Origin of the sequence: Pseudobutyrivibrio ruminis DSM 9787 (assembly GCF_900218035.1) — a bacterium.
GTDB lineage: Bacteria > Bacillota > Clostridia > Lachnospirales > Lachnospiraceae > Pseudobutyrivibrio > Pseudobutyrivibrio ruminis.
This window is the reverse complement of record NZ_OBMR01000007.1, coordinates 116,188-135,084: the sequence shown is the minus strand read 5'-3', so window position 1 is coordinate 135,084 and position 18,897 is coordinate 116,188. Positions and strand designations below refer to the sequence as shown.

Below are 18,897 nucleotides of genomic sequence, written 5' to 3'. Positions count from 1 at the left end.
TATGGAAATTGGAAAATTACCAGAGAGCGTTCTTAAGCGCTCCGTCATTAAACAATTACATGTAAAACGACCAGAGGTTGGCAATGGTCCAGGAATTGGTGAGGATTGCGCCACACTTAGTGTTGGTCCAGACGAAGAAATCGTTCTTTCCACTGACCCAATCACCGGCACAGCATCCGATATTGGTGAGCTTGCAGTTACCATTTCTGTAAATGATTTGGCAAGTGCAGGTGCAGAGCCTATCGGCATCCTTCTTACAGTGCTTCTCACACCACGTATGAGAGAAGCAAAGCTAAAGGCCATCATGGAACAGGTGGATGCAGCATGCAAACGCTACAATGTACAGGTTATCGGCGGCCATACAGAGGTTACAGAGGCTGTCAATCAGCCACTCATTTCTGTGACAGCAGTTGGCAAGGTTAAGAAAGGCCAGATGATTTCTACAGGTGGGGCAAAGCCAGGCATGGATATCGTTCTCACAAAGTGGATTGGCCTTGAAGGAACATCCATCATCGCAAAGGACCACGAAAAGGAACTGTTAGAGCGCCTTCCACAGTCGTTGATTGACACAGCAAAGAGCTTTGATCAGTATCTTAGCGTTCTTCCAGAAAGCCGCATCGCTGTGGAGCATGGCGTGGCAGCTATGCACGATGTTACTGAAGGCGGCATATTTGGTGCACTTTGGGAGATGGGAGAGGCCTCAGGCGTTGGCCTTGATGTTGATTTAAAAGCCATTCCAGTAAAACAGGAGACTATCGAAGTCTGCGAGTTTTTCGGAATTAATCCATACGAGTTAATTTCTTCAGGAGCGATGCTAATCGCAACCGAGGATGGCAATGGGCTTGTTAGAAAGCTTCGTGATGCGGGGGTAGCATCCGCCATTATCGGGAAGTCCAACTCTTCGAATGATAAGCGTGTAGTAAATGGTGACGAGGAACGATTCCTTGAGCCACCAAAGACAGACGCATTGTATAACGTACATTAGCTAAGAAAGTTTAGGGGTGATTATAATGAGAGAAAAGATTTTAACTTATATTGAGCATAACAGTAGGATTGATTTAGCAGATTTAGCCATGATGCTTGGCACAGACGAGGCTACAATCATGAACGAGCTTGAGGCAATGGAAAACGAGCACATTATTTGCGGCTATCCTACTCTTATCAACTGGGATAAGGCAAGCGTAGAAAAGGTTTCAGCTCTTATCGAGGTACGTGTCACACCTCAGAGAGGTATGGGTTTTGATAAGGTAGCTGAGCGCATCTACAACTATCCTGAAGTTGATGCAGTTTATTTAATCTCAGGAAGCTATGATTTCATGGTTTCAATTGAGGGACACACACTTAGAGAGGTTGCAGATTTTGTTTCTGCGAAGCTTTCTCCACTTGATTCAGTGCTTAGTACACAGACTAACTTTGTCCTTAAGAAATACAAGGACCACGGCATAATTATGGCGGAAAAGCATGTTGATGAGAGGGAGAAGGTGAGCTTATGAGAAATCCTTTAAATCAAACTATTACAGAAATTAAACCATCTGGTATCCGTAAGTTTTTCGATATTGTTGCTGAGATGCCAGATGCTATCTCACTTGGTGTTGGCGAGCCAGACTTTGATACACCATGGAAGGTTAGAGACGAAGCAATCTATTCTCTTGAGAGAGGACGTACATTCTATACCTCAAACTCAGGTTTAAAGGAGCTTCGTATTGAAATCGCTGATTTTTTAAAGCGCCATTATAATCTAGAATACAATCCACTTACTGAAATGCTTATGACAGTTGGTGGGTCAGAGGGTATCGACATAGCGCTTCGAGCTATGCTTGATCCAGGTGACGAGGTTCTTATTCCACAGCCTAGCTATGTTTCTTATGAGCCTTGTACCATTTTGGCAGGTGGCAAGCCAGTGCCTATCAACCTTAAGGAAGAAAACGAATTCAGACTTAAGCCTGATGAGCTTGAGGCAGCCATCACAGACAAGACAAAGCTTCTTATCATGCCTTTCCCAAACAACCCTACAGGTGCTGTTATGGAAAAAGAAGATTTGGAGCCAATCGTAGAGCTTGTCAAAAAATATGATTTGTTTGTTCTCACAGACGAAATCTACGGAGAGCTTACATACACTGGTGAAGGACATGTTTCAATTGCTAGCTTCCCAGGAATGAAGGAAAGAACAATTTACATCAATGGCTTTTCAAAGAGCCATGCTATGACTGGATGGAGATTGGGATATGTATGTGCACCAGAAATCCTTGTAAAGCAGATGACAAAGATTCATCAGTTTGCTATTATGTGTGCACCTACAACAAGTCAGTATGCAGCTGTTACAGCTATTCGCGATTGCGACGAGGACGTTGCAAACATGCGCGAAGAGTACAATGACAGACGTAGATATCTTGTGAATCGTTTCAAGAAAATGGGAATTAAATGTTTTGAGCCATACGGCGCATTCTACATTTTCCCATCGATTGCAGAATTCGGAATGAGTTCAGAAGAATTTTGTACAAAGCTTCTTCGCGAAAAGGAAGTTGCGGTAGTTCCAGGCACAGCCTTTGGAGCTAGTGGCGAAGGAAATGTGCGTATCTCTTATGCATATTCTCTTGAAAATCTTAAACGCGCCATGGACCGCATCGAAGAGTTCGTGGAGGAATTAAGGAGTTAAAATGTTAAATATAGTTTTACATGAACCCGAAATTCCAGCAAACACTGGAAATATAGGGCGTACATGCTGTGCCACAGGCACACGTCTTCATCTGATTGAGCCACTTGGATTTGTGCTCACAGACAAGACTGTGAAAAGAGCCGGCATGGACTATTGGGATAAGCTAGAAGTATTCCGATATGATGATTGGGAGGACTTCAAGGCAAAGAATCCTGATGCAAAGGTTTATATGGCTACTACAAAAGCCAAAAAGACACACACCCAGGTGAATTATGAACCAGACTGCTACATTATGTTTGGCAAGGAATCAGCGGGCATCCCTGAAGAAATCCTTGTTGAAAATGAGGAGAATTGCGTTCGTATTCCAATGGGACACGATATTAGATCACTTAATTTATCAAATTCAGTTGCTGTTGTTTTATACGAAGCACTGAGACAGAATGATTTCCTCGGACTTGAAACTGAGGGCAATTTGCATAGACTCAACTGGAAGGAATAGTGGGTACCATGGCAATAATAAGGTCAAAAGAATTAGTACATGAATATATTAGACGTGACGAAGAGGGCAACGTGGAGAGCATTCAGCTTGCCCTCGACCACGTTAATCTCAACGTTGAACCAGGACAGTTCATATCTATTTTAGGACACAATGGTTCAGGCAAATCTACATTCGCAAAGCACATTAATGCGCTTCTTACTCCATCAGAAGGTACAATCTGGGTAGACGAGATGAACACATCTGATGATGAGTACACATTTGCAGTACGTCAGACTGCAGGTATGGTTTTCCAAAATCCTGATAATCAAATAATAGCCAGTGTTGTAGAAGAGGACGTGGCTTTCGGACCAGAAAACATCGGCGTTCCTACAGAACAGATTGTGGAACGAGTTGATAAGTCTTTAAAGATGGTTGGAATGACAAAGTATAAGGCTCATTCTCCAAACAAATTATCAGGTGGACAAAAGCAAAGAGTAGCAATAGCTGGTGTTATGGCAATGGAGCCAAAATGCATCATTTTGGATGAGCCAACAGCCATGCTTGATCCTGATGGACGAGCAGATGTGCTTCGTGCAGTTCACACTCTCAACCGTGAAAAGGGAATCACTGTTATCCTGATTACTCACTACATGGAAGAGGTTGTTGATTCTGACTATGTCTACGTAATGGAAAAGGGCAAGGTCTTTATGGAAGGCAAGCCAAGGGAGATTTTCAAGGATGTTGAGCTTCTCAAGGAGCACAGCCTTGATGTTCCTCAGGTTACACTTCTTGCTCATGAGCTTAGAAAAGCAGGTCTTGATCTACCAGAATGCGTCCTTACAAGAAAGGAACTTGTAGATGCTCTCACACAGCTTGGGATGAAAAAGGCAGCGGCTGCACAGACTACAGAAAAGCCAGCAGCAGAAGCAGATGTCGATAAAAAGAACGTGTTAATACTTGATCATGTTTCATACAAGTATTCTCCAAATACAGCATATGAAGTAAAGGCTCTTGATGATGTTAATCTCTCTATAAAAGAGGGAGAGTTTATCGGTATCATAGGCCATACAGGTAGTGGTAAATCTACTCTAGTGCAGCATTTGAATGGATTGGAAAAGGCTACCGAGGGTACAATCTACTACAATGGTCAGGATATCTACGACAAGGATTTTGATATCAGAGACTTACGTACACAGGTAGGAATGGTGTTCCAGTATCCTGAACATCAGCTTTTTGAAACAACTGTATTCAAAGATGTTCAGTACGGCCCTAAGAATCAGGGGCTCGATGAAAAGGAGCAAATCAAGAGAGCATACGAGGCGCTTGGCTTGGTTAAGCTTCCAGAAGAATTATATCTTGCATCACCATTTGAGCTTTCAGGTGGTCAGAAGCGTAGAGCTGCTATCGCAGGTGTAATTGCAATGAAGCCGGCAGTGCTTATTTTGGACGAGCCAACAGCAGGCCTTGACCCAAAGGGAAGAGATGATATACTTGGTCTTATTTCCGATATGCATGAAAAACGAAAAGATACAGTTATTTTGGTTTCTCATTCCATGGAGGATGTGGCCAACTACGTTGATAGAATCATCGTAATGGATGCAGGTCGCCCAGCTTTCGATGGCACACCAAAGGAAGTCTTTGCTCACTACAAGGAGCTTGAAAAGATGGGACTTGCCGCTCCACAGGTAACATATGTTATGAATGATTTAAAAGAAATGGGTTATGATGTTGATGCCTCTGCAACAACAGTTTCAGAAGCAACAGAATCCATTTTGAAAGCTTGTAAATAATAGCCGAGACCTTATTGGCTTGGACTAAAAAAGGATTATAAATATGCTACGAGAAATTACATTAGGACAATATTATCCAGCAGAATCAGTTCTTCATTCATTGGATCCAAGAGTGAAGCTGTTTTCTACTCTGGTTTTTATCATCACATTATTTTCAGCAGACAATGCAGTGTTGTTTGCAATAGTTTTGTTGTCAATGATAGGCATTATCAGGCTTAGTCATGTGCCATTTTCATTTATGGTAAAGGGGCTAAAGGCAATTGTTGTATTGCTTATCATTGCCGGCCTTTTCAATTTGTTCCTTACACCAGGAAAGACTTTAGTATCATTTTGGATTCTTTCTATTTCAGATGTGGGACTTAAAAATGCAGTGCTTATGACAAGCAGAATGATTCTTCTTATTGTTGGCACATCAATCATGACACTTACAACCACACCAAATCAGCTTACTGATGGTTTGGAGAAATCACTTGGCTTCATGAAAAAGTTCAATGTGCCAGTACATGAGATTTCAATGATGATGTCAATTGCCCTCAGATTCATTCCAATCCTTATTGAGGAGACAGACAAAATCATGAAGGCACAAATGGCTAGAGGCGCTGATTTTGAATCAGGCGGTCTTATTACAAAGGCTAAAAACATGGTGCCACTTTTAGTGCCACTTTTTGTTTCAGCTTTCAGAAGAGCTAACGATTTATCACTTGCCATGGAGGCAAGATGTTATAATGGTGGCGAAGGACGTACAAAGATGCATCCCCTCAAGTATAATTCACTTGATCAGCGAGCATATATTTGTGTAGCCCTTTACATCATCCTATTTTTTGCAGTAAAGGTTATTTTATAATATGAGAGTAATGATAGTAGTTGCCTATGATGGCAGTAACTATAGTGGCTGGCAGATTCAGCCAAACGGAGTAACAATCGAACAGAAATTGAACGAGGCCCTCACGGATCTTCTTCAGGAGCCAATTTCGATTATGGGAGCAAGCCGTACAGATGCAGGTGTTCATTCCCTTGGAAATGTAGCTGTCTTTGATACTAATTCAAGAATGCCAGCTGACAAAATCAGCTTTGCTCTGAATCAGCGTTTGCCTGACGATATCGTAGTTCAGTATTCTTGCCAGGTGGAGGACGATTTCCATCCACGTTATGCTGCTTGCCACAAGACATACGAATATAAGATTTTAAATCGCAAGATGCCAGACCCTACAAAGCGCAAAGATACATTCCACTATTATTACGATTTGGATGTAGATAAAATGAATGAAGCAGCAGCTTACCTTATCGGTCAGCACGATTTCACTTCATTCTCATCAGTAAAGGCACAGGTTAAATCCCGTGTCCGCACCATCTACACCGCAAAAGTCTACAAAGAAGACGATGTCATCCATATCCGCCTTACAGGAGATGGATTCCTATACAACATGGTTCGTATCATCGCCGGCACCCTTATCAAAGTAGGTGCAGGAGAGATGGAGCCAATGTACATGCTTGAAATATTCCGTGGCCGCAACCGCGAGCTTGCTGGCCCAACCGCTCCAGCTCACGGACTTACTATGATTGGAATTGAGTACGAGTAAAAATTATGTTGACGGATACGGATTCCTATTGTACAATGTAACGGTTGATGTAGTAAGGAGACTTGCGTCCATTAGCCCGGAGGCAGGTTTTACTATAACATTCCTTGCAGGTGCCCGGACATCACCGGCTTGGGAGCTTTTTTAGATTTATTTAAGGAGGAATTCTCATGAATACTTATATGCCAAACCCATCTCAGATTGAGAGAAAATGGTATGTAGTTGACGCTGAGGGCCAGACACTTGGACGTCTTTCAGCAGAAGTTGCAAAGGTTTTAAGAGGTAAGAATAAGCCAGTCTTCACTCCACACGCAGATTGTGGTGACTATGTAATCGTAGTTAATGCAGAGAAGATTAAGGTTACAGGTAAGAAGCTTGATCAGAAGATTTACTATCATCACTCAGATTATGTTGGTGGTATGAAGGAGACTTCTCTTCGCGATATGCTTAACACACATCCAGAGAGAGTTATCGAGCACGCTGTTAAGGGCATGCTTCCAAAGGGACCACTTGGTCGTCAGATGTACACAAAGCTTTTCGTATACGCTGGACCAGAGCACAAGCAGCAGGCACAGAAGCCAGAAGTGCTTACATTTTAATAGGAGGTAGATCATGGCTAAGAATACAACAAAGTATTATGGAACTGGTAGAAGAAAGTCTTCAGTTGCTAGAGTATATCTTGTACCTGGCACAGGTAAGATCACTATAAATAAGAGAGATATTGACGAGTACCTTGGTCTTGAGACATTAAAGGTAGTTGTTCGTCAGCCACTTGTAGCTACAAACACAGCTGACAAGTTCGACGTTATCGTTAACGTAAAGGGTGGCGGATACACTGGCCAGGCTGGTGCTATCAGACACGGTATCTCACGTGCACTCCTTGAGGTAGATGCTGAGTACAGACCTACACTTAAGGCTGCTGGATTCCTTACAAGAGATCCTAGAATGAAAGAGCGTAAGAAGTACGGCTTAAAGGCTGCACGTCGCGCACCTCAGTTCTCAAAGAGATAATTATTGTTGCAAATTGTGCAACTACAAAAATGCTCCAGGAAGCTTGCTTCCTTGGAGCTTTTTTATTTGCAGTAATATTTATCTCGTAATAAAATAAATATAGATACTATTTACAAGGAGTACACAATGCAAGAATTAGTTTTACACAGAGTATACAAACACTTCAAAGGGGATTATTATTTGGTTGAGGATATAGCTAGGGATTCTGAGACACAGGAAGAAATGGTAGTATATCGCAAGCTGTACGATGATGGTTCTTTGTGGGTAAGACCAAAGGAAATGTTTTTATCGGAAGTGGATCATGAAAAGTATCCAGAGGTTACTCAGAAATATAGATTTGAGCTTCAGGAGATTGCTAGTAAAAAGAATCATTAGCTATTTATTGGTTTATGTTTTGTGAGAGGTATTATTACATGACCAAGATGATGAAAAGAGCTTTAATCAATCTAGGGTTCAGAGTTTTTGTATTCCTATTTATATTGGGGGCATACATCTTTCATAAAGAGATTTTGGTAGGTTTTATGACCCATGAGTTTACCTTTGGAATTTCAGAGTATGGTATCAGCCCATTGCATGTTCTGTGGGGGATATTTATGGTGATGATGCTACAGCATATCATTCCCCATAAGTATCTTTCTATGGCCTATTTTAAAGGTGATGTTAAAACCTTTAATGAGGTTGAGGGATACTCAAGGCTGGATCTTTTAGAATTTGTCCAGCAGATGAATGTAAGAGCTTGGATTGTAATGCTAGTCTGGTTGACATTTAATGCTGTGTTTGCAGTATTGTATCTCTTTAAGGTAATAGGTGCGGCGGACATGTTGATGCTGACTGTATTTTTCTATTTGTGCGATTATATATGCATTCTTATTTTCTGTCCGTTTCAGTCATTTATCATGCATAACAAATGCTGTATTAACTGCAGAATCTATGACTGGGGATATTTCATGATGTTTACCCCAATGCTGTTTATAAAGAATTTCTTTTCATGGAGTCTTTTTTTTACGGCACTTATCGTCCTTATTAAATGGGAAGTGGGCTATGCGAAACATCCAGAGACATTTTGGTTTGGAAGTAATAAACATCTGCAGTGTGCAAATTGTAAAGAGAAGCTTTGTATTATAAAGAACAGAAAAGGTCATGAAAGAGTTTAATAAGGCTTTATCGAATTTCATAAATGATGCTGCGGCAGGTGGAGCAGTGAGGCATCTGGCTGACCTGGGATATTCTATATCACAGATAGCAGATGAGCTTGATTATCCTATCTCCAAAGAAAAGATTGCAGGCTATATGTGGGAGCATTTTCTTAATATTGGTAAAATCTCATTAGAGGAACCAAAGGCGTCCCATGAGAAAGCGTCCTTCATCAAAGAGCAGGATAGTTTTGGACGAATTAGCTTTAGGAGAGTAACTGAAAACATTGATAATTCATATAAGAAATACGTCCAATGTGATTTCGGAAGGCTGCTATATAAACGGGATGAAGCCTTTATAAAGCAGCTAGAAAAATTAAATCCAGGTGATAGAGAATACATAGAGCTTATGCCTTGGCCACTTACGCCTGTGTACCATGAATTGGATGAAAGAATGATTAGAATAAGAAATATAATATAAGTTTAAATAATTGCTTCAAGGCTCTTCCTTGAAGCAATTTTTTTTGATATACTATGTTACTGTACAAGTTTAACAGCTTAAAGTATTAAAGTAACATGGAGGAGTAATTAATTGAAGAAAGGTAATCGAGGTAGTTTCTCGGGAAAGATTGGTTTTGTGCTTTCAGCAGCTGGAGCATCAGTAGGATTAGGAAATATTTGGAGATTCCCTTACTTATGTGCTAAATATGGAGGAGGAATCTTTTTAATTGTTTATATAGTTCTTGCTTTAACATTTGGATACACAATGATCGTTGCAGAGACTGCAATAGGACGCGCTACAAGCAAAAGCCCAGTAGGGGCATTCAAGGATTTAAGTCACAACAAAATAATGGGATTAGGAGGATGGATTAATGCAATTATTCCAATTCTTATCGTTCCTTATTATTCTGTTATTGGTGGCTGGGTATGTAAGTACTTATTTGAATATATCACAGCAGATGTTAATGAAATCGCTACAGATAGTTTCTTTGTAGATTTTATTACAAATGGCTATGATGCAGAATTTTGGTTTATCGTATTTACGATATTAGTTTTATTTGTTATATACAAGGGTGTAGAAAATGGTATTGAGCGAGTTTCAAAATTCGTGATGCCAATCCTGGTAGTTCTTGCCATTATTATTTGTATTTATTCAGTTACAAGACCAGGGGCATTTAGTGGAGTAAAATATTTATTTATCCCTAATTTTAACCATTTTTCAATCATGACAATTGTTACTGCTATGGGGCAGATGTTTTATTCATTATCAATTGCCATGGGTATTCTTATTACATTTGGTTCTTATGTAAAGAAAGAAGTCAGCATCGAGGAATCTACAAAGCAGGTAGAGATTTTTGATACTGCAATTGCTATTATGGCAAGCCTTATGATTATCCCAGCTGTGTTTGCTTTCTCAGGTGGAGATGAAAGCACATTAAATGCTGGCCCATCACTTATGTTTATCACAATGCCAAAGATTTTTGCCAGCATGGGATTTGGAAGAATTATCGGAATTCTTTTCTTTGCGTTAGTTTTGTTTGCTGCAGTAACAAGCGCGATTGCACTTACAGAAAGTGCTGTTTCCACATTTGAAGATGAATTCAAGTGGAGCAGAAAGTTTGGAACAAACGTTATGGCTGTTATCATGGTTGTTCTTGGAAGCTTATCATCACTTGGCAATGGACCACTTGCGAATGTTAAAATCATTGGCATGCAGTTTTTGGATTTCTTTGATTTCCTTACAAACTCAGTAATGATGCCTATAGCAGCCTTTGCTACATGTATTCTTATTACTAAGTTTATGACAGTAGAAAGACTGGAAGCAGAAGTTGAGCAGGAGAATCATCCATTTAAGAGAAAGGCTGTATTCTCTTTCATGATTAAATTCCTTTGCCCATTGTTTGTTGTTATTATTTTGATTAGTGCTATACTTAACGTGTTTGGGATTATTTCAATGTAAAACATATGATAACAGAAGAAATCAGAGCAGATTTATTTGCAAACCAGGATATTAAATATAGGGATTTTCAAAGCAAGCTTACACCAACGATTGCAGAAGGTTCAGCTATCGGAGTACGCACTCCAATCCTTCGCAAACTTGCAAAAGGGTATAGTAAGCGGGCGGATGTGGCAGATTTTCTTGATGATTTGCCACATCAGTATTTTGATGAGAATCAGATTCATGCATTCTTGATTAGTGAAATCAAGGATTATGATGAGTGTATAACTAGGCTCAATCAGTTTCTGCCATATGTGGACAACTGGGCTACATGTGACCAGATGTCACCAAAGTGCTTTAAAAAGAATCATGATTTGTTGCCTGGGCAGCTGTTAAAATGGATTGGTACAAATGACGTTTATACAATCAGGTTTGCTATTGTCTCTTATATGTCCCAGTTCTTGGATGAAGATTTTGACGAAGAATATTTGAAAATAGTTGCATCAGTTAAATCTGATGAATACTACATAAATATGGCTATAGCTTGGTATTTCGCCACAGCTCTTGCTAAGCAGTACGAGGCGGCTTTACCATACATAGAAAACAATATGCTTGATAAATGGACTCATAATAAGGCTATTCAAAAATCTATTGAAAGCTACAGAGTCACAGATGAACACAAGCAGTATCTTAGATCTTTAAAACGGAAGTAATAAACTATGAAATCACGACAAACATCTGAATCATTCTTACTAAGCGCTATAGTTTCTGCTTCAGGGGGCTTTCAGGATGCCTATACCTACAATCTTAGGGATAAGGTATTTGCAAACGCTCAAACAGGAAATATTGTCCTTATGTCTCAGCATTTAATGCAAAGAGAGTGGACTAAAGGATTGCGTTACTTACTGCCAATTCTTTCTTTTGCAGTAGGAATTCTTATAGCAGAGCAAGTAAGTTTTCATTATCGAAACGCTAAAAAAATTCATTGGCGTCAGATAGTTCTTTTAATAGAAATCATAGTTTTGTCGGCAGTGGCTTTTTTGCCAGCATCATTAAATGTACTGGCCAATGTTTTAGTATCCTTAGCATGTGCCATGCAGGTTCAGTCATTTAGAAAGGTAAACGGATATCCTTATGCCAGCACCATGTGCATTGGCAACCTTAGAAGCGGTACAGAGAGCCTTTCTGTATACCTTAGAAATCATGAAAAAGGTGCTTTAAAAAAGGCAATGCACTACTATGGCATTATTATCGTATTTGCGATAGGAGCAGGTATCGGTGGAATTTTATCTATACTTTTAGGATATAGGTGTATTTTAATATCAAGTATGTTATTATTATTAGCGTTTTTAATGATGCGAAAAGAGCATCTATAAATCTTTGGGAGATATGATTTAAATGAAACCGCTAAAGTTAACATCTATTCATTTAATACCATTAAGCTTTCTTATTACCATTGTAATAGGAGGGCTTATTTTAATGTTACCGTTTGCATCGGCAGATGGTAGTTGGACTGGGTTTATCCCATCGCTATTCACCGCAACTACATCAGCATGTGTTACCGGTCTTACAGTTGTAAATGTGGCTACCCACTATAGCCTATTAGGCAAAATAATCATTCTTTTGCTTATTCAGGCAGGTGGTCTTGGAATCATAACAGTTGTTTCCATGATTATGCTTATTACTCAAAAGAAGTTTTCAATTGCCGACCGTAAAATGCTTCAAGAATCACTTAACCTGGAAACAGACGTAGGAGTATTGAAGCTGCTCATCAGAATCTTTAAGGATGTGGCAAAGGTTGAAACATTTGGAGCCGCTGTATATGCTATAGATTTTATTCCTAGATTTGGCGTGGCAAGAGGCATCTGGTATTCGGTATTCACATCTATATCAGCCTTTTGTAATGCGGGAATAGATATATTTGGAGATAGCAGTTTAATAGAATATCATGACAATCCGCTGATTATGATTAATACAATGTTTTTAATTGTTATGGGTGGTTTAGGATATGTAGTCTGGTTTGATATGTCTGAAAAGATTAGATATGGAATCAAGCAGAAATACAATCCAGTTATAATTTTTAAAAGATTTAATGAGCACACGAAGCTAGTCTTAAGCGTAACATTTTCACTGATTATTATAGGTGCTGTCCTTATCTTTATAGCTGAGTACAATAATATATATACTATTGGTCATTTCTCTTTAATAGATAAGATTATCAACAGCTTCTTTGAATCGGTTACCTTGAGAACTGCAGGCTTTGCTTCATTTACACAGGAAAACATGACAGATTTTTCTTGTGTTATATCGTATATTTGGATGTTTATAGGTGGTTCGCCTATAGGTACAGCAGGTGGTGTTAAGACAGTTACAATTTATTTGGCGCTGTTGAATATCGTTTCATATATCAGAGATGATGACCAAACAATTACTTTTAACAGACGAGTGACAGAAGAAAACATGAGAAAGGCCACAGTTATTGTTTCTGTAGCTGCTTTTACAATCGTTGTTCTTACACTTGCATTGATTTCAACAAATCCTATTAATATGCAGGACGGTTTATATGAAATCATTAGTGCATCTGCCACAGTGGGACTTACCAGAGGATTGACCGGCAGTCTCAATCTGGCAGGCCAGTTAATCATTATTCTTGCAATGTATTTAGGCAGAATAGGACCTATATCCCTTGCAATTTTCTTTGCAGGTAAAAGACATAAAAATAATAAATGTAAATATTTAGAAGGAAGCTTCTTTGTAGGATAGGAGACATTATGAAAAAATCAATTGCAGTATTAGGACTTGGAAAATATGGTGCCAGTTTGGCAAAAAATATGTATGAAATGGGCGCTGATGTTTTAATCGTCGACCAGGATCAGGATAAGCTCAAAGAGCTTAATGGTTTCTGTACAGCTGCTGTATGTGCAGACATTACAAACGAAGATGAGGTTATTTCACTAGGCCTTAAAAATATGGATATCGTTGCGGTAGCTATGGCAGGTAATCTTGCTGCAAGTATCATGGCTGTTGCAGTTGCCAAGGAACAGGGTGTTCCACTTATTGTTGCCAAAAGTTCTTCAGACAGAATGACATCTATTCTTAAAAAGATTGGTGCCAACAAAGTAATCGTTCCTGAGGAGTACGGCGGAGAGCAGTCTGCTAGAATTCTTTCTTCAGACACATTCCTTGATTATTTCAAGGTGGATGGCAACCTTTGTATGATTGAAATCAATCCTCTTCAAAAATGGGTTGGCAAAAACATGATGGAATTGAATGTACGTAAAAATTATAATGCCAACGTTATTGCTTTAAAACGCGGATCAAGTTGGAAAATTTTGAATCCAGCAGAGGCGCTTAACGCAGACGATTTGTTGCTTATAGTTGTTGAGCGTAAAGACTTACATAGATTAAATAAATAATTAATAGATATCTACACAAATTGTTGACAATTACTAAGTATACTTTTTAAAATAGAAGTACTGCTTTTAGATTGGAGACAATAATTGGAACTTAATAGTTTTTACGACTTTTATGCGAATAATTGGATTACAAATGCAATAATAGTAGTAGGAGCAACTGTCATAGCTTTGCTCCTTGCTTATTTATTGCCTTTTTTTGATAATAAAATCTGTAGTAAAATCGGCTTGAATTTACAAGGCGGTGTCAGCTCCAGCAAAAATGCTGGAAAAAGTTCTCTTATCAGACGAACTATCTTAAATGCCGCTTTTGTAATTTATCTTTGCTTTCTATTTTATCTTGTACTCCTTGCCAGAACACCAAATCCTGATTATGTTGTTCGTAATGCAGGATTTAGTATTTTCACTATGACATGGCAGGATATTGAGCTCCCAGAAGAAGAGTTTATCGAGTTCTATCTTAATGTTATGGTATTTATTCCTATGGGATATTTACTTCCATATATTTTCAGATGGTTTAGAAATCATGCATGGAGCAGATCACTTCTTATGTGCTTTGTGTCATCGCTGGTTATCGAGAATTTACAGCTTATTACAAAGCGCGGTACATACGATACTGCTGATGTTATCGCAGATACATTTGGAGGTTTTGTTGGTATAGCTCTTTACATGCATAGAGCATATACTCTTACAAATCCAGAGTGGAAAAAGGACCTAAAATATTACCGCCGATGGAAAAAGCTGGCAAAGAATGGGGTGTTGTTCCCATTTGCCAAAAGGCTTGCTATTAGTCGAGTTATTATCCAGGCTACAGATGAGGATGAGATTTGGAATTTCTATGTAAAGGATTTGGGCTTCCAGATTAAGAAAATTATTATCCCAAAGGATGTTACTCAGACAAATCTATTACTATCAATGGGTAAGACTTCTCTTGAGGTTCATTGTGTAAATAGAAATGTAGATATACCATCTCAGTCAATTGTTCTTTCACATCACAATGTCGATGGTATTAAACGAAGGCTTGATAAAGCTAACATAACAAGTGAATGTGGAACGGACCCATACACAAATCATAGAATGCTGACTGTGATGGGCCCGGATGATACTAAGATTATTTTCCTTGAATCTTAGGTTTATTCAGTTTTAAGATTCATGTACCATCTGAATACGGCAACACCGATAATGATGGCATATCCTGCAATACTGAGGATTGAAGGAATCTCTCCAAGGAAGATGATTCCAAGGATTGCAGCAAATACAACCTGTGTATAGTCAAATACAGATATCTCTTTTGCAGGTGCATATTTATAAGCTGTGGTGATTGAGAACTGTCCCAATGATGCGCTTACGCCAGCCATAAGCAGGCATAGCAGTTGCGATGGACTCATTGGTGCAAAATCTGTAATTAAAAATGGTAGAGTCACTACACATGAAAAGAACGAAAAATAAAATACAATAACAGGAGTTTTTACACCCTGTTGTCCAAGCTTGCGGACACAAACATATGCTGTTCCTGCGCCAAAGCCTCCAAATAGGCCGATGAGTGCAGGAACAGTTTCTGTTATAAGGCCTGTTGGTCTGATGATGAATAATGCGCCAATAAAAGCAATGATAGTAGCTGCGATATCAACACGCTTTGGATATTCCTTCAAAATAAAAATAGAAAGAATAATAGCAAAGAATGGTGAGAGTTTGTTTAGCATGTTGGCGTCGGCAATTCCTAATCTATCGATAGCGTAGAAGTTTGCAATAAGTCCTGATGTTCCGAAAAAGCATCTTGCAAACAAAGGTGGAATACTTGGTCTTTCAACTTTAATTCCTACGTTGGCCTTTAGAAGAGCTGCAATGGCGACAAACATTGCCACGAAGTTTCTAAAGAAAGCTTTTTGCATAGTTGGCAAATCGCCTGAGATACGGACAAAGAATGTCATTAATGAAAAGCCAACAGCGGCTAGTAGGATACATATTATTCCTTTGAGTTTATTATTTTTAGTCATAATGGGTCTCCTAAATCTTGATTATTCCCCAAACACATATCATACAATTAAAGAGTATATCACGTAATATTGATGAATTGTATAGATTTCTGTTTTTCTGTCAGCAAGAAGTCATAGCTAAATTATGTGAATTGCACCTTATAAAGTTGGTATTGAAGTTGCAAGAAAAAAATTGGTAAAATAAGCATAGTAGGAAGGGGGAGAGACTATGCACAGAATGTCAACAAAAGAAATTTTGGCGGAATCTTTCAAAGAGTTGGCAGAGAAAAAACCAATTAATAAAATTACGATTACAAATATCACTGATAATTGTGGAATGACACAGCCTACTTTTTACAATCATTTTAGGGACAAATATGATTTGATTACCTGGATTTATTTGCAGGAAGCACAAAAGCATATTAAAGATGTAGGGAAAGATGGCTGGACATGGAAGGATACAATTAATTGTAATCTACAGTATTTTATGGACAACAAGTCTTTTATAATCAATGCATTAAAGAATACCAAGGGGATGGATTCTTTTGTTTTTCAGATGGCCAATACAAACCGTGATTTACTTGTGAAAGAAGTGAAAAGTAAAACAGGAAAAGATGAGTTATCTGATGAAATGATGGCGTTGATCAAGATGTACGTATGTGGCATTTGTCAGTATGTATGTGGCTGGTTATTGGAACCAAATCCAATGCCATGCGATAAACTGGCTGGCATTATACAGGAATTCGCCCCTAGTGAAATACGTCCATTTATCGGCGCTTGATTTTGTAAAATTAAATCAATGCAAAATGAGTTTATATTTGCGTTTAGCTATATATCGACTTTCTGTAATATCGTTGATACATTATTATTGTACACAATACTAATGTGAACGAATTATAGGAGAGTATAAAATGACAAAAACATCAGATAAGGTTTTATGTTTGGAGAATCAGCTTTGTTTTCCATTGTATGCATGTGCTAAGGAGGTTGTACGTAAGTATAGAAAGCCCCTTGAGGAACTTAATCTTACCTACACTCAGTATATTGTTATGATGGCTTTATGGCAGGCTGGCGATTTGACTGAAGGAGAAATTGGAAAGTGCGTGCATTTGGATTCAGGCACTTTGGCTCCACTTTTAAAGCGATTAGAAAAGCAAGGCATGATTACCAGAGGAAGATCTGAAAAGGATGAGCGAAAGCTTGTTATTAAGCTTACAGATGAGGGACAGGCATTAAAAGAAAAAGCAAAAAAGGTTCCTGCTCAAATGAAAGGGTGCCTAAATCTTTCAGATGAGGAAAAGGCTCAGTTAAAGAAGCTACTGGATAAGGCTATGCAAGGAATTGGTGAAGAATAAAATAGATTTTTACAATCTTCACATAGATTTCAGATAAGTAACAGTACAAGTTCATAATGGGAGAGTAATATACAATCATCGCAAGAGCGATAAAACTTTTTCATATATCATTCTCCCAAAAAAAGCTGCTGGCGGGCAGCTTTTTTTACTTTGTATTTATAATTGAAAATGATTATCAACAGGAGTATAATGATTTTACAAAATCGAATCACACGCAATTGATGCGACGGAATGATAAAATCATTTAAGAGGTGTATATATGGAAAAGGAATTTGATATTCAAGCGTATATGACAGCTGGTGTAGAGCGAGTTGTAAAGGATTCAATTCGTGCTACTCTGAAAGATCCAGCTGAAAGCATTTTTATGGCAAAGTTTGCATTAGCAACAAAGAAAGCTGCTGATGTTAGAAAGAAATTCAAGGAAGAGGGCTTACATGTTCCTCCATTCCTAATTGCATCAATCACTAGCAATTGCAACTTACATTGTGCTGGCTGTTATTCTCGTCAGAACGACGCCACAAAGGATTGCGAGCCTGTAAATCAGCTTAGTGATGAACAGTGGCTTACCATCTTCGATGAAGCAGAGGATTTAGGAATCAGCTTTATTCTTTTGGCAGGTGGAGAACCTCTTCTTAGAAAAGGTGTTATCAAGGCAGCAGCAAAGAAGCCTAATATTCTTTTCCCAATCTTTACAAATGGAGTATTCATTAGTGATGAGTACTTTGAATTATTTGATAAAAACAGAAACCTTGTGCCAATCATGAGTATTGAAGGCCACAAGGAAGCAACTGACAGCCGTCGTGGCGAAGGAATTTACGATAAGCTTATTTCAAACATGGAAACATTCAAAAAGAATGGTCAAATATTCGGCAATTCAGTTACAGTTACTACAGAAAACTTTGACGATGTCCTTTCTGATGATTTTGTATCTATGCTTCAGGGATATGGTTGCAAGGCTGTAATCTATGTTGAGTATGTTCCTGTATCAGATGAGAGCAAGCACCTTGCCCTTAGCGAGGAGCAGGAAGAGCAGCTTAGAGCTAGAATTGCCACTCTTCGTGAGGATTATGAGGACATGGTATTCATTTCCTTCCCAGGTGATGAAAAGTCATCAGGCGGATGTGTTGCAGCAGGCAGAGGATTTTTCCACATCAATTCCCATGGTGGAGCTGAGCCATGCCCATTCTCGCCATTTTCCGACACAAACGTAATGGACATGGGCCTTCGAGGAGCCATTTCGTCACGTCTCTTCCAGGTACTCCAGGCAGGCGACATCCTAAAGGATAACCATGTAGGCGGTTGCGTCCTCTTCGAAAAGAAGGAACAAGTGGAGGCAATCCTAAAGGAAGCGTAGGATGCCTACTCTCATTAATAATAGAGGAACAAGTGGATTATGCAATTAGGTGTTGATTTTTTGCCACACTTGTAGCATTATATGTAAGGAATTTAATATGAGACGGGAGCTTGTAGACAGGCTGAGAGGAAGGTGTGACCTTCGACCGAGAACCTGATTTGGATAATGCCAACGTAGGGACGCCGATTAATAATGATATTGATATTATGCGGAAG

General features: G+C 38.9%; 22 protein-coding genes and 1 riboswitch. Of the genes, 21 read left to right on the top strand and 1 reads right to left on the bottom strand.

Annotated elements, in window-relative coordinates:
- Position 1: 1 nt before the first annotated feature.
- The 18 genes from CRN97_RS08165 (at position 2) to CRN97_RS08085 (ending at position 15,128) form a co-directional block, all read left to right on the top strand.
- Positions 2 to 985 carry an AIR synthase family protein gene (locus CRN97_RS08165; RefSeq protein ID WP_074791833.1) on the top strand — a complete coding sequence of 328 codons (984 nt, stop codon included), beginning with the start codon at positions 2 to 4 and terminating at the stop codon, positions 983 to 985.
- Between the two features lie 25 nt (positions 986 to 1,010).
- Positions 1,011 to 1,493: an Lrp/AsnC family transcriptional regulator gene (locus tag CRN97_RS08160; RefSeq protein WP_033154496.1), complete on the top strand. Its 483-nt coding sequence runs from the start codon at positions 1,011 to 1,013 to the stop codon at positions 1,491 to 1,493.
- On the top strand, positions 1,490 to 2,656 hold the full coding sequence (locus CRN97_RS08155; protein WP_044938169.1) for a pyridoxal phosphate-dependent aminotransferase: 1,167 nt from the start codon (positions 1,490 to 1,492) through the stop codon (positions 2,654 to 2,656). Before CRN97_RS08160 ends, CRN97_RS08155 begins: the two co-directional genes overlap by 4 nt.
- Before the next feature lies 1 nt (position 2,657).
- On the top strand, positions 2,658 to 3,155 hold the full coding sequence (trmL, locus tag CRN97_RS08150; protein ID WP_044938167.1) for a tRNA (uridine(34)/cytosine(34)/5-carboxymethylaminomethyluridine(34)-2'-O)-methyltransferase TrmL: 498 nt from the start codon (positions 2,658 to 2,660) through the stop codon (positions 3,153 to 3,155).
- Between the two features lie 8 nt (positions 3,156 to 3,163).
- Positions 3,164 to 4,924 carry an energy-coupling factor transporter ATPase gene (locus tag CRN97_RS08145; RefSeq protein WP_097076597.1) on the top strand — a complete coding sequence of 587 codons (1,761 nt, stop codon included), beginning with the start codon at positions 3,164 to 3,166 and terminating at the stop codon, positions 4,922 to 4,924.
- A 43-nt stretch (positions 4,925 to 4,967) separates the two neighbouring features.
- Complete coding sequence (locus tag CRN97_RS08140; protein WP_044938165.1) at positions 4,968 to 5,768, top strand: energy-coupling factor transporter transmembrane component T family protein; 801 nt, start codon at positions 4,968 to 4,970, stop codon at positions 5,766 to 5,768.
- A 1-nt stretch (position 5,769) separates the two neighbouring features.
- Positions 5,770 to 6,504 carry a tRNA pseudouridine(38-40) synthase TruA gene (gene truA, locus CRN97_RS08135; protein ID WP_097076532.1) on the top strand — a complete coding sequence of 245 codons (735 nt, stop codon included), beginning with the start codon at positions 5,770 to 5,772 and terminating at the stop codon, positions 6,502 to 6,504.
- Positions 6,505 to 6,671: 167 nt separating this feature from the next.
- Positions 6,672 to 7,100: a 50S ribosomal protein L13 gene (gene rplM / locus CRN97_RS08130; protein WP_033154490.1), complete on the top strand. Its 429-nt coding sequence runs from the start codon at positions 6,672 to 6,674 to the stop codon at positions 7,098 to 7,100.
- A 13-nt stretch (positions 7,101 to 7,113) separates the two neighbouring features.
- Positions 7,114 to 7,512 carry a 30S ribosomal protein S9 gene (rpsI, locus tag CRN97_RS08125; RefSeq protein ID WP_033154489.1) on the top strand — a complete coding sequence of 133 codons (399 nt, stop codon included), beginning with the start codon at positions 7,114 to 7,116 and terminating at the stop codon, positions 7,510 to 7,512.
- Positions 7,513 to 7,638: 126 nt separating this feature from the next.
- A complete protein-coding gene (locus CRN97_RS08120) occupies positions 7,639 to 7,887 on the top strand; it encodes a DUF1653 domain-containing protein (RefSeq protein ID WP_033154488.1) in 249 nt (82 codons plus the stop codon).
- 38 nt (positions 7,888 to 7,925) lie between these two features.
- A complete protein-coding gene (locus tag CRN97_RS08115; RefSeq protein WP_097076531.1) occupies positions 7,926 to 8,666 on the top strand; it encodes a hypothetical protein in 741 nt (246 codons plus the stop codon).
- Positions 8,653 to 9,126, top strand: coding sequence for a hypothetical protein (locus tag CRN97_RS08110; protein WP_097076530.1), 474 nt, complete (start codon positions 8,653 to 8,655; stop codon positions 9,124 to 9,126). The genes CRN97_RS08115 and CRN97_RS08110 overlap by 14 nt, the downstream gene beginning before the upstream one ends.
- A 111-nt stretch (positions 9,127 to 9,237) precedes the next feature.
- The gene (locus tag CRN97_RS08105; RefSeq protein ID WP_097076529.1) at positions 9,238 to 10,605 is read left to right on the top strand and encodes a sodium-dependent transporter; all 1,368 of its coding nucleotides are present in this window, start codon (positions 9,238 to 9,240) and stop codon (positions 10,603 to 10,605) included.
- Positions 10,606 to 10,610: 5 nt separating this feature from the next.
- Positions 10,611 to 11,297: a DNA alkylation repair protein gene (locus CRN97_RS14145; protein ID WP_179670714.1), complete on the top strand. Its 687-nt coding sequence runs from the start codon at positions 10,611 to 10,613 to the stop codon at positions 11,295 to 11,297.
- A 6-nt stretch (positions 11,298 to 11,303) separates the two neighbouring features.
- On the top strand, positions 11,304 to 11,960 hold the full coding sequence (locus CRN97_RS14140; protein WP_179670713.1) for a YoaK family protein: 657 nt from the start codon (positions 11,304 to 11,306) through the stop codon (positions 11,958 to 11,960).
- Positions 11,961 to 12,063: 103 nt separating this feature from the next.
- Positions 12,064 to 13,347, top strand: a complete 1,284-nt coding sequence (locus CRN97_RS08095) for a TrkH family potassium uptake protein (protein WP_242962038.1) — start codon at positions 12,064 to 12,066, stop codon at positions 13,345 to 13,347.
- Between the two features lie 8 nt (positions 13,348 to 13,355).
- Positions 13,356 to 14,000 carry a potassium channel family protein gene (locus CRN97_RS08090; protein WP_242962036.1) on the top strand — a complete coding sequence of 215 codons (645 nt, stop codon included), beginning with the start codon at positions 13,356 to 13,358 and terminating at the stop codon, positions 13,998 to 14,000.
- A gap of 84 nt (positions 14,001 to 14,084) precedes the next feature.
- On the top strand, positions 14,085 to 15,128 hold the full coding sequence (locus CRN97_RS08085) for a VanZ family protein (protein ID WP_097076526.1): 1,044 nt from the start codon (positions 14,085 to 14,087) through the stop codon (positions 15,126 to 15,128).
- Between the two features lie 2 nt (positions 15,129 to 15,130).
- Here the strand turns inward: CRN97_RS08085 and CRN97_RS08080 are convergent, their stop codons facing one another.
- Positions 15,131 to 15,994: a DMT family transporter gene (locus tag CRN97_RS08080; protein WP_097076525.1), complete on the bottom strand. Its 864-nt coding sequence runs from the start codon at positions 15,992 to 15,994 to the stop codon at positions 15,131 to 15,133.
- A 217-nt stretch (positions 15,995 to 16,211) separates the two neighbouring features.
- Here CRN97_RS08080 and CRN97_RS08075 point away from each other — a divergent pair, with 217 nt between their 5' ends.
- The 3 genes from CRN97_RS08075 to CRN97_RS08065 all read left to right on the top strand — a co-directional run bounded on the left by CRN97_RS08075 (position 16,212) and on the right by CRN97_RS08065 (position 18,682).
- A complete protein-coding gene (locus CRN97_RS08075; RefSeq protein WP_179670712.1) occupies positions 16,212 to 16,754 on the top strand; it encodes a TetR/AcrR family transcriptional regulator C-terminal domain-containing protein in 543 nt (180 codons plus the stop codon).
- A 130-nt stretch (positions 16,755 to 16,884) separates the two neighbouring features.
- The gene (locus tag CRN97_RS08070) at positions 16,885 to 17,328 is read left to right on the top strand and encodes a MarR family winged helix-turn-helix transcriptional regulator (RefSeq protein ID WP_033154480.1); all 444 of its coding nucleotides are present in this window, start codon (positions 16,885 to 16,887) and stop codon (positions 17,326 to 17,328) included.
- A 259-nt stretch (positions 17,329 to 17,587) separates the two neighbouring features.
- Positions 17,588 to 18,682 (top strand): radical SAM/SPASM domain-containing protein, encoded by a 1,095-nt coding sequence (locus CRN97_RS08065; protein ID WP_097076523.1) that lies wholly within the window; start codon positions 17,588 to 17,590, stop codon positions 18,680 to 18,682.
- A 92-nt stretch (positions 18,683 to 18,774) separates the two neighbouring features.
- Positions 18,775 to 18,879: riboswitch (TPP riboswitch) on the top strand.
- The last annotated feature ends 18 nt before the right edge of the window (positions 18,880 to 18,897 follow it).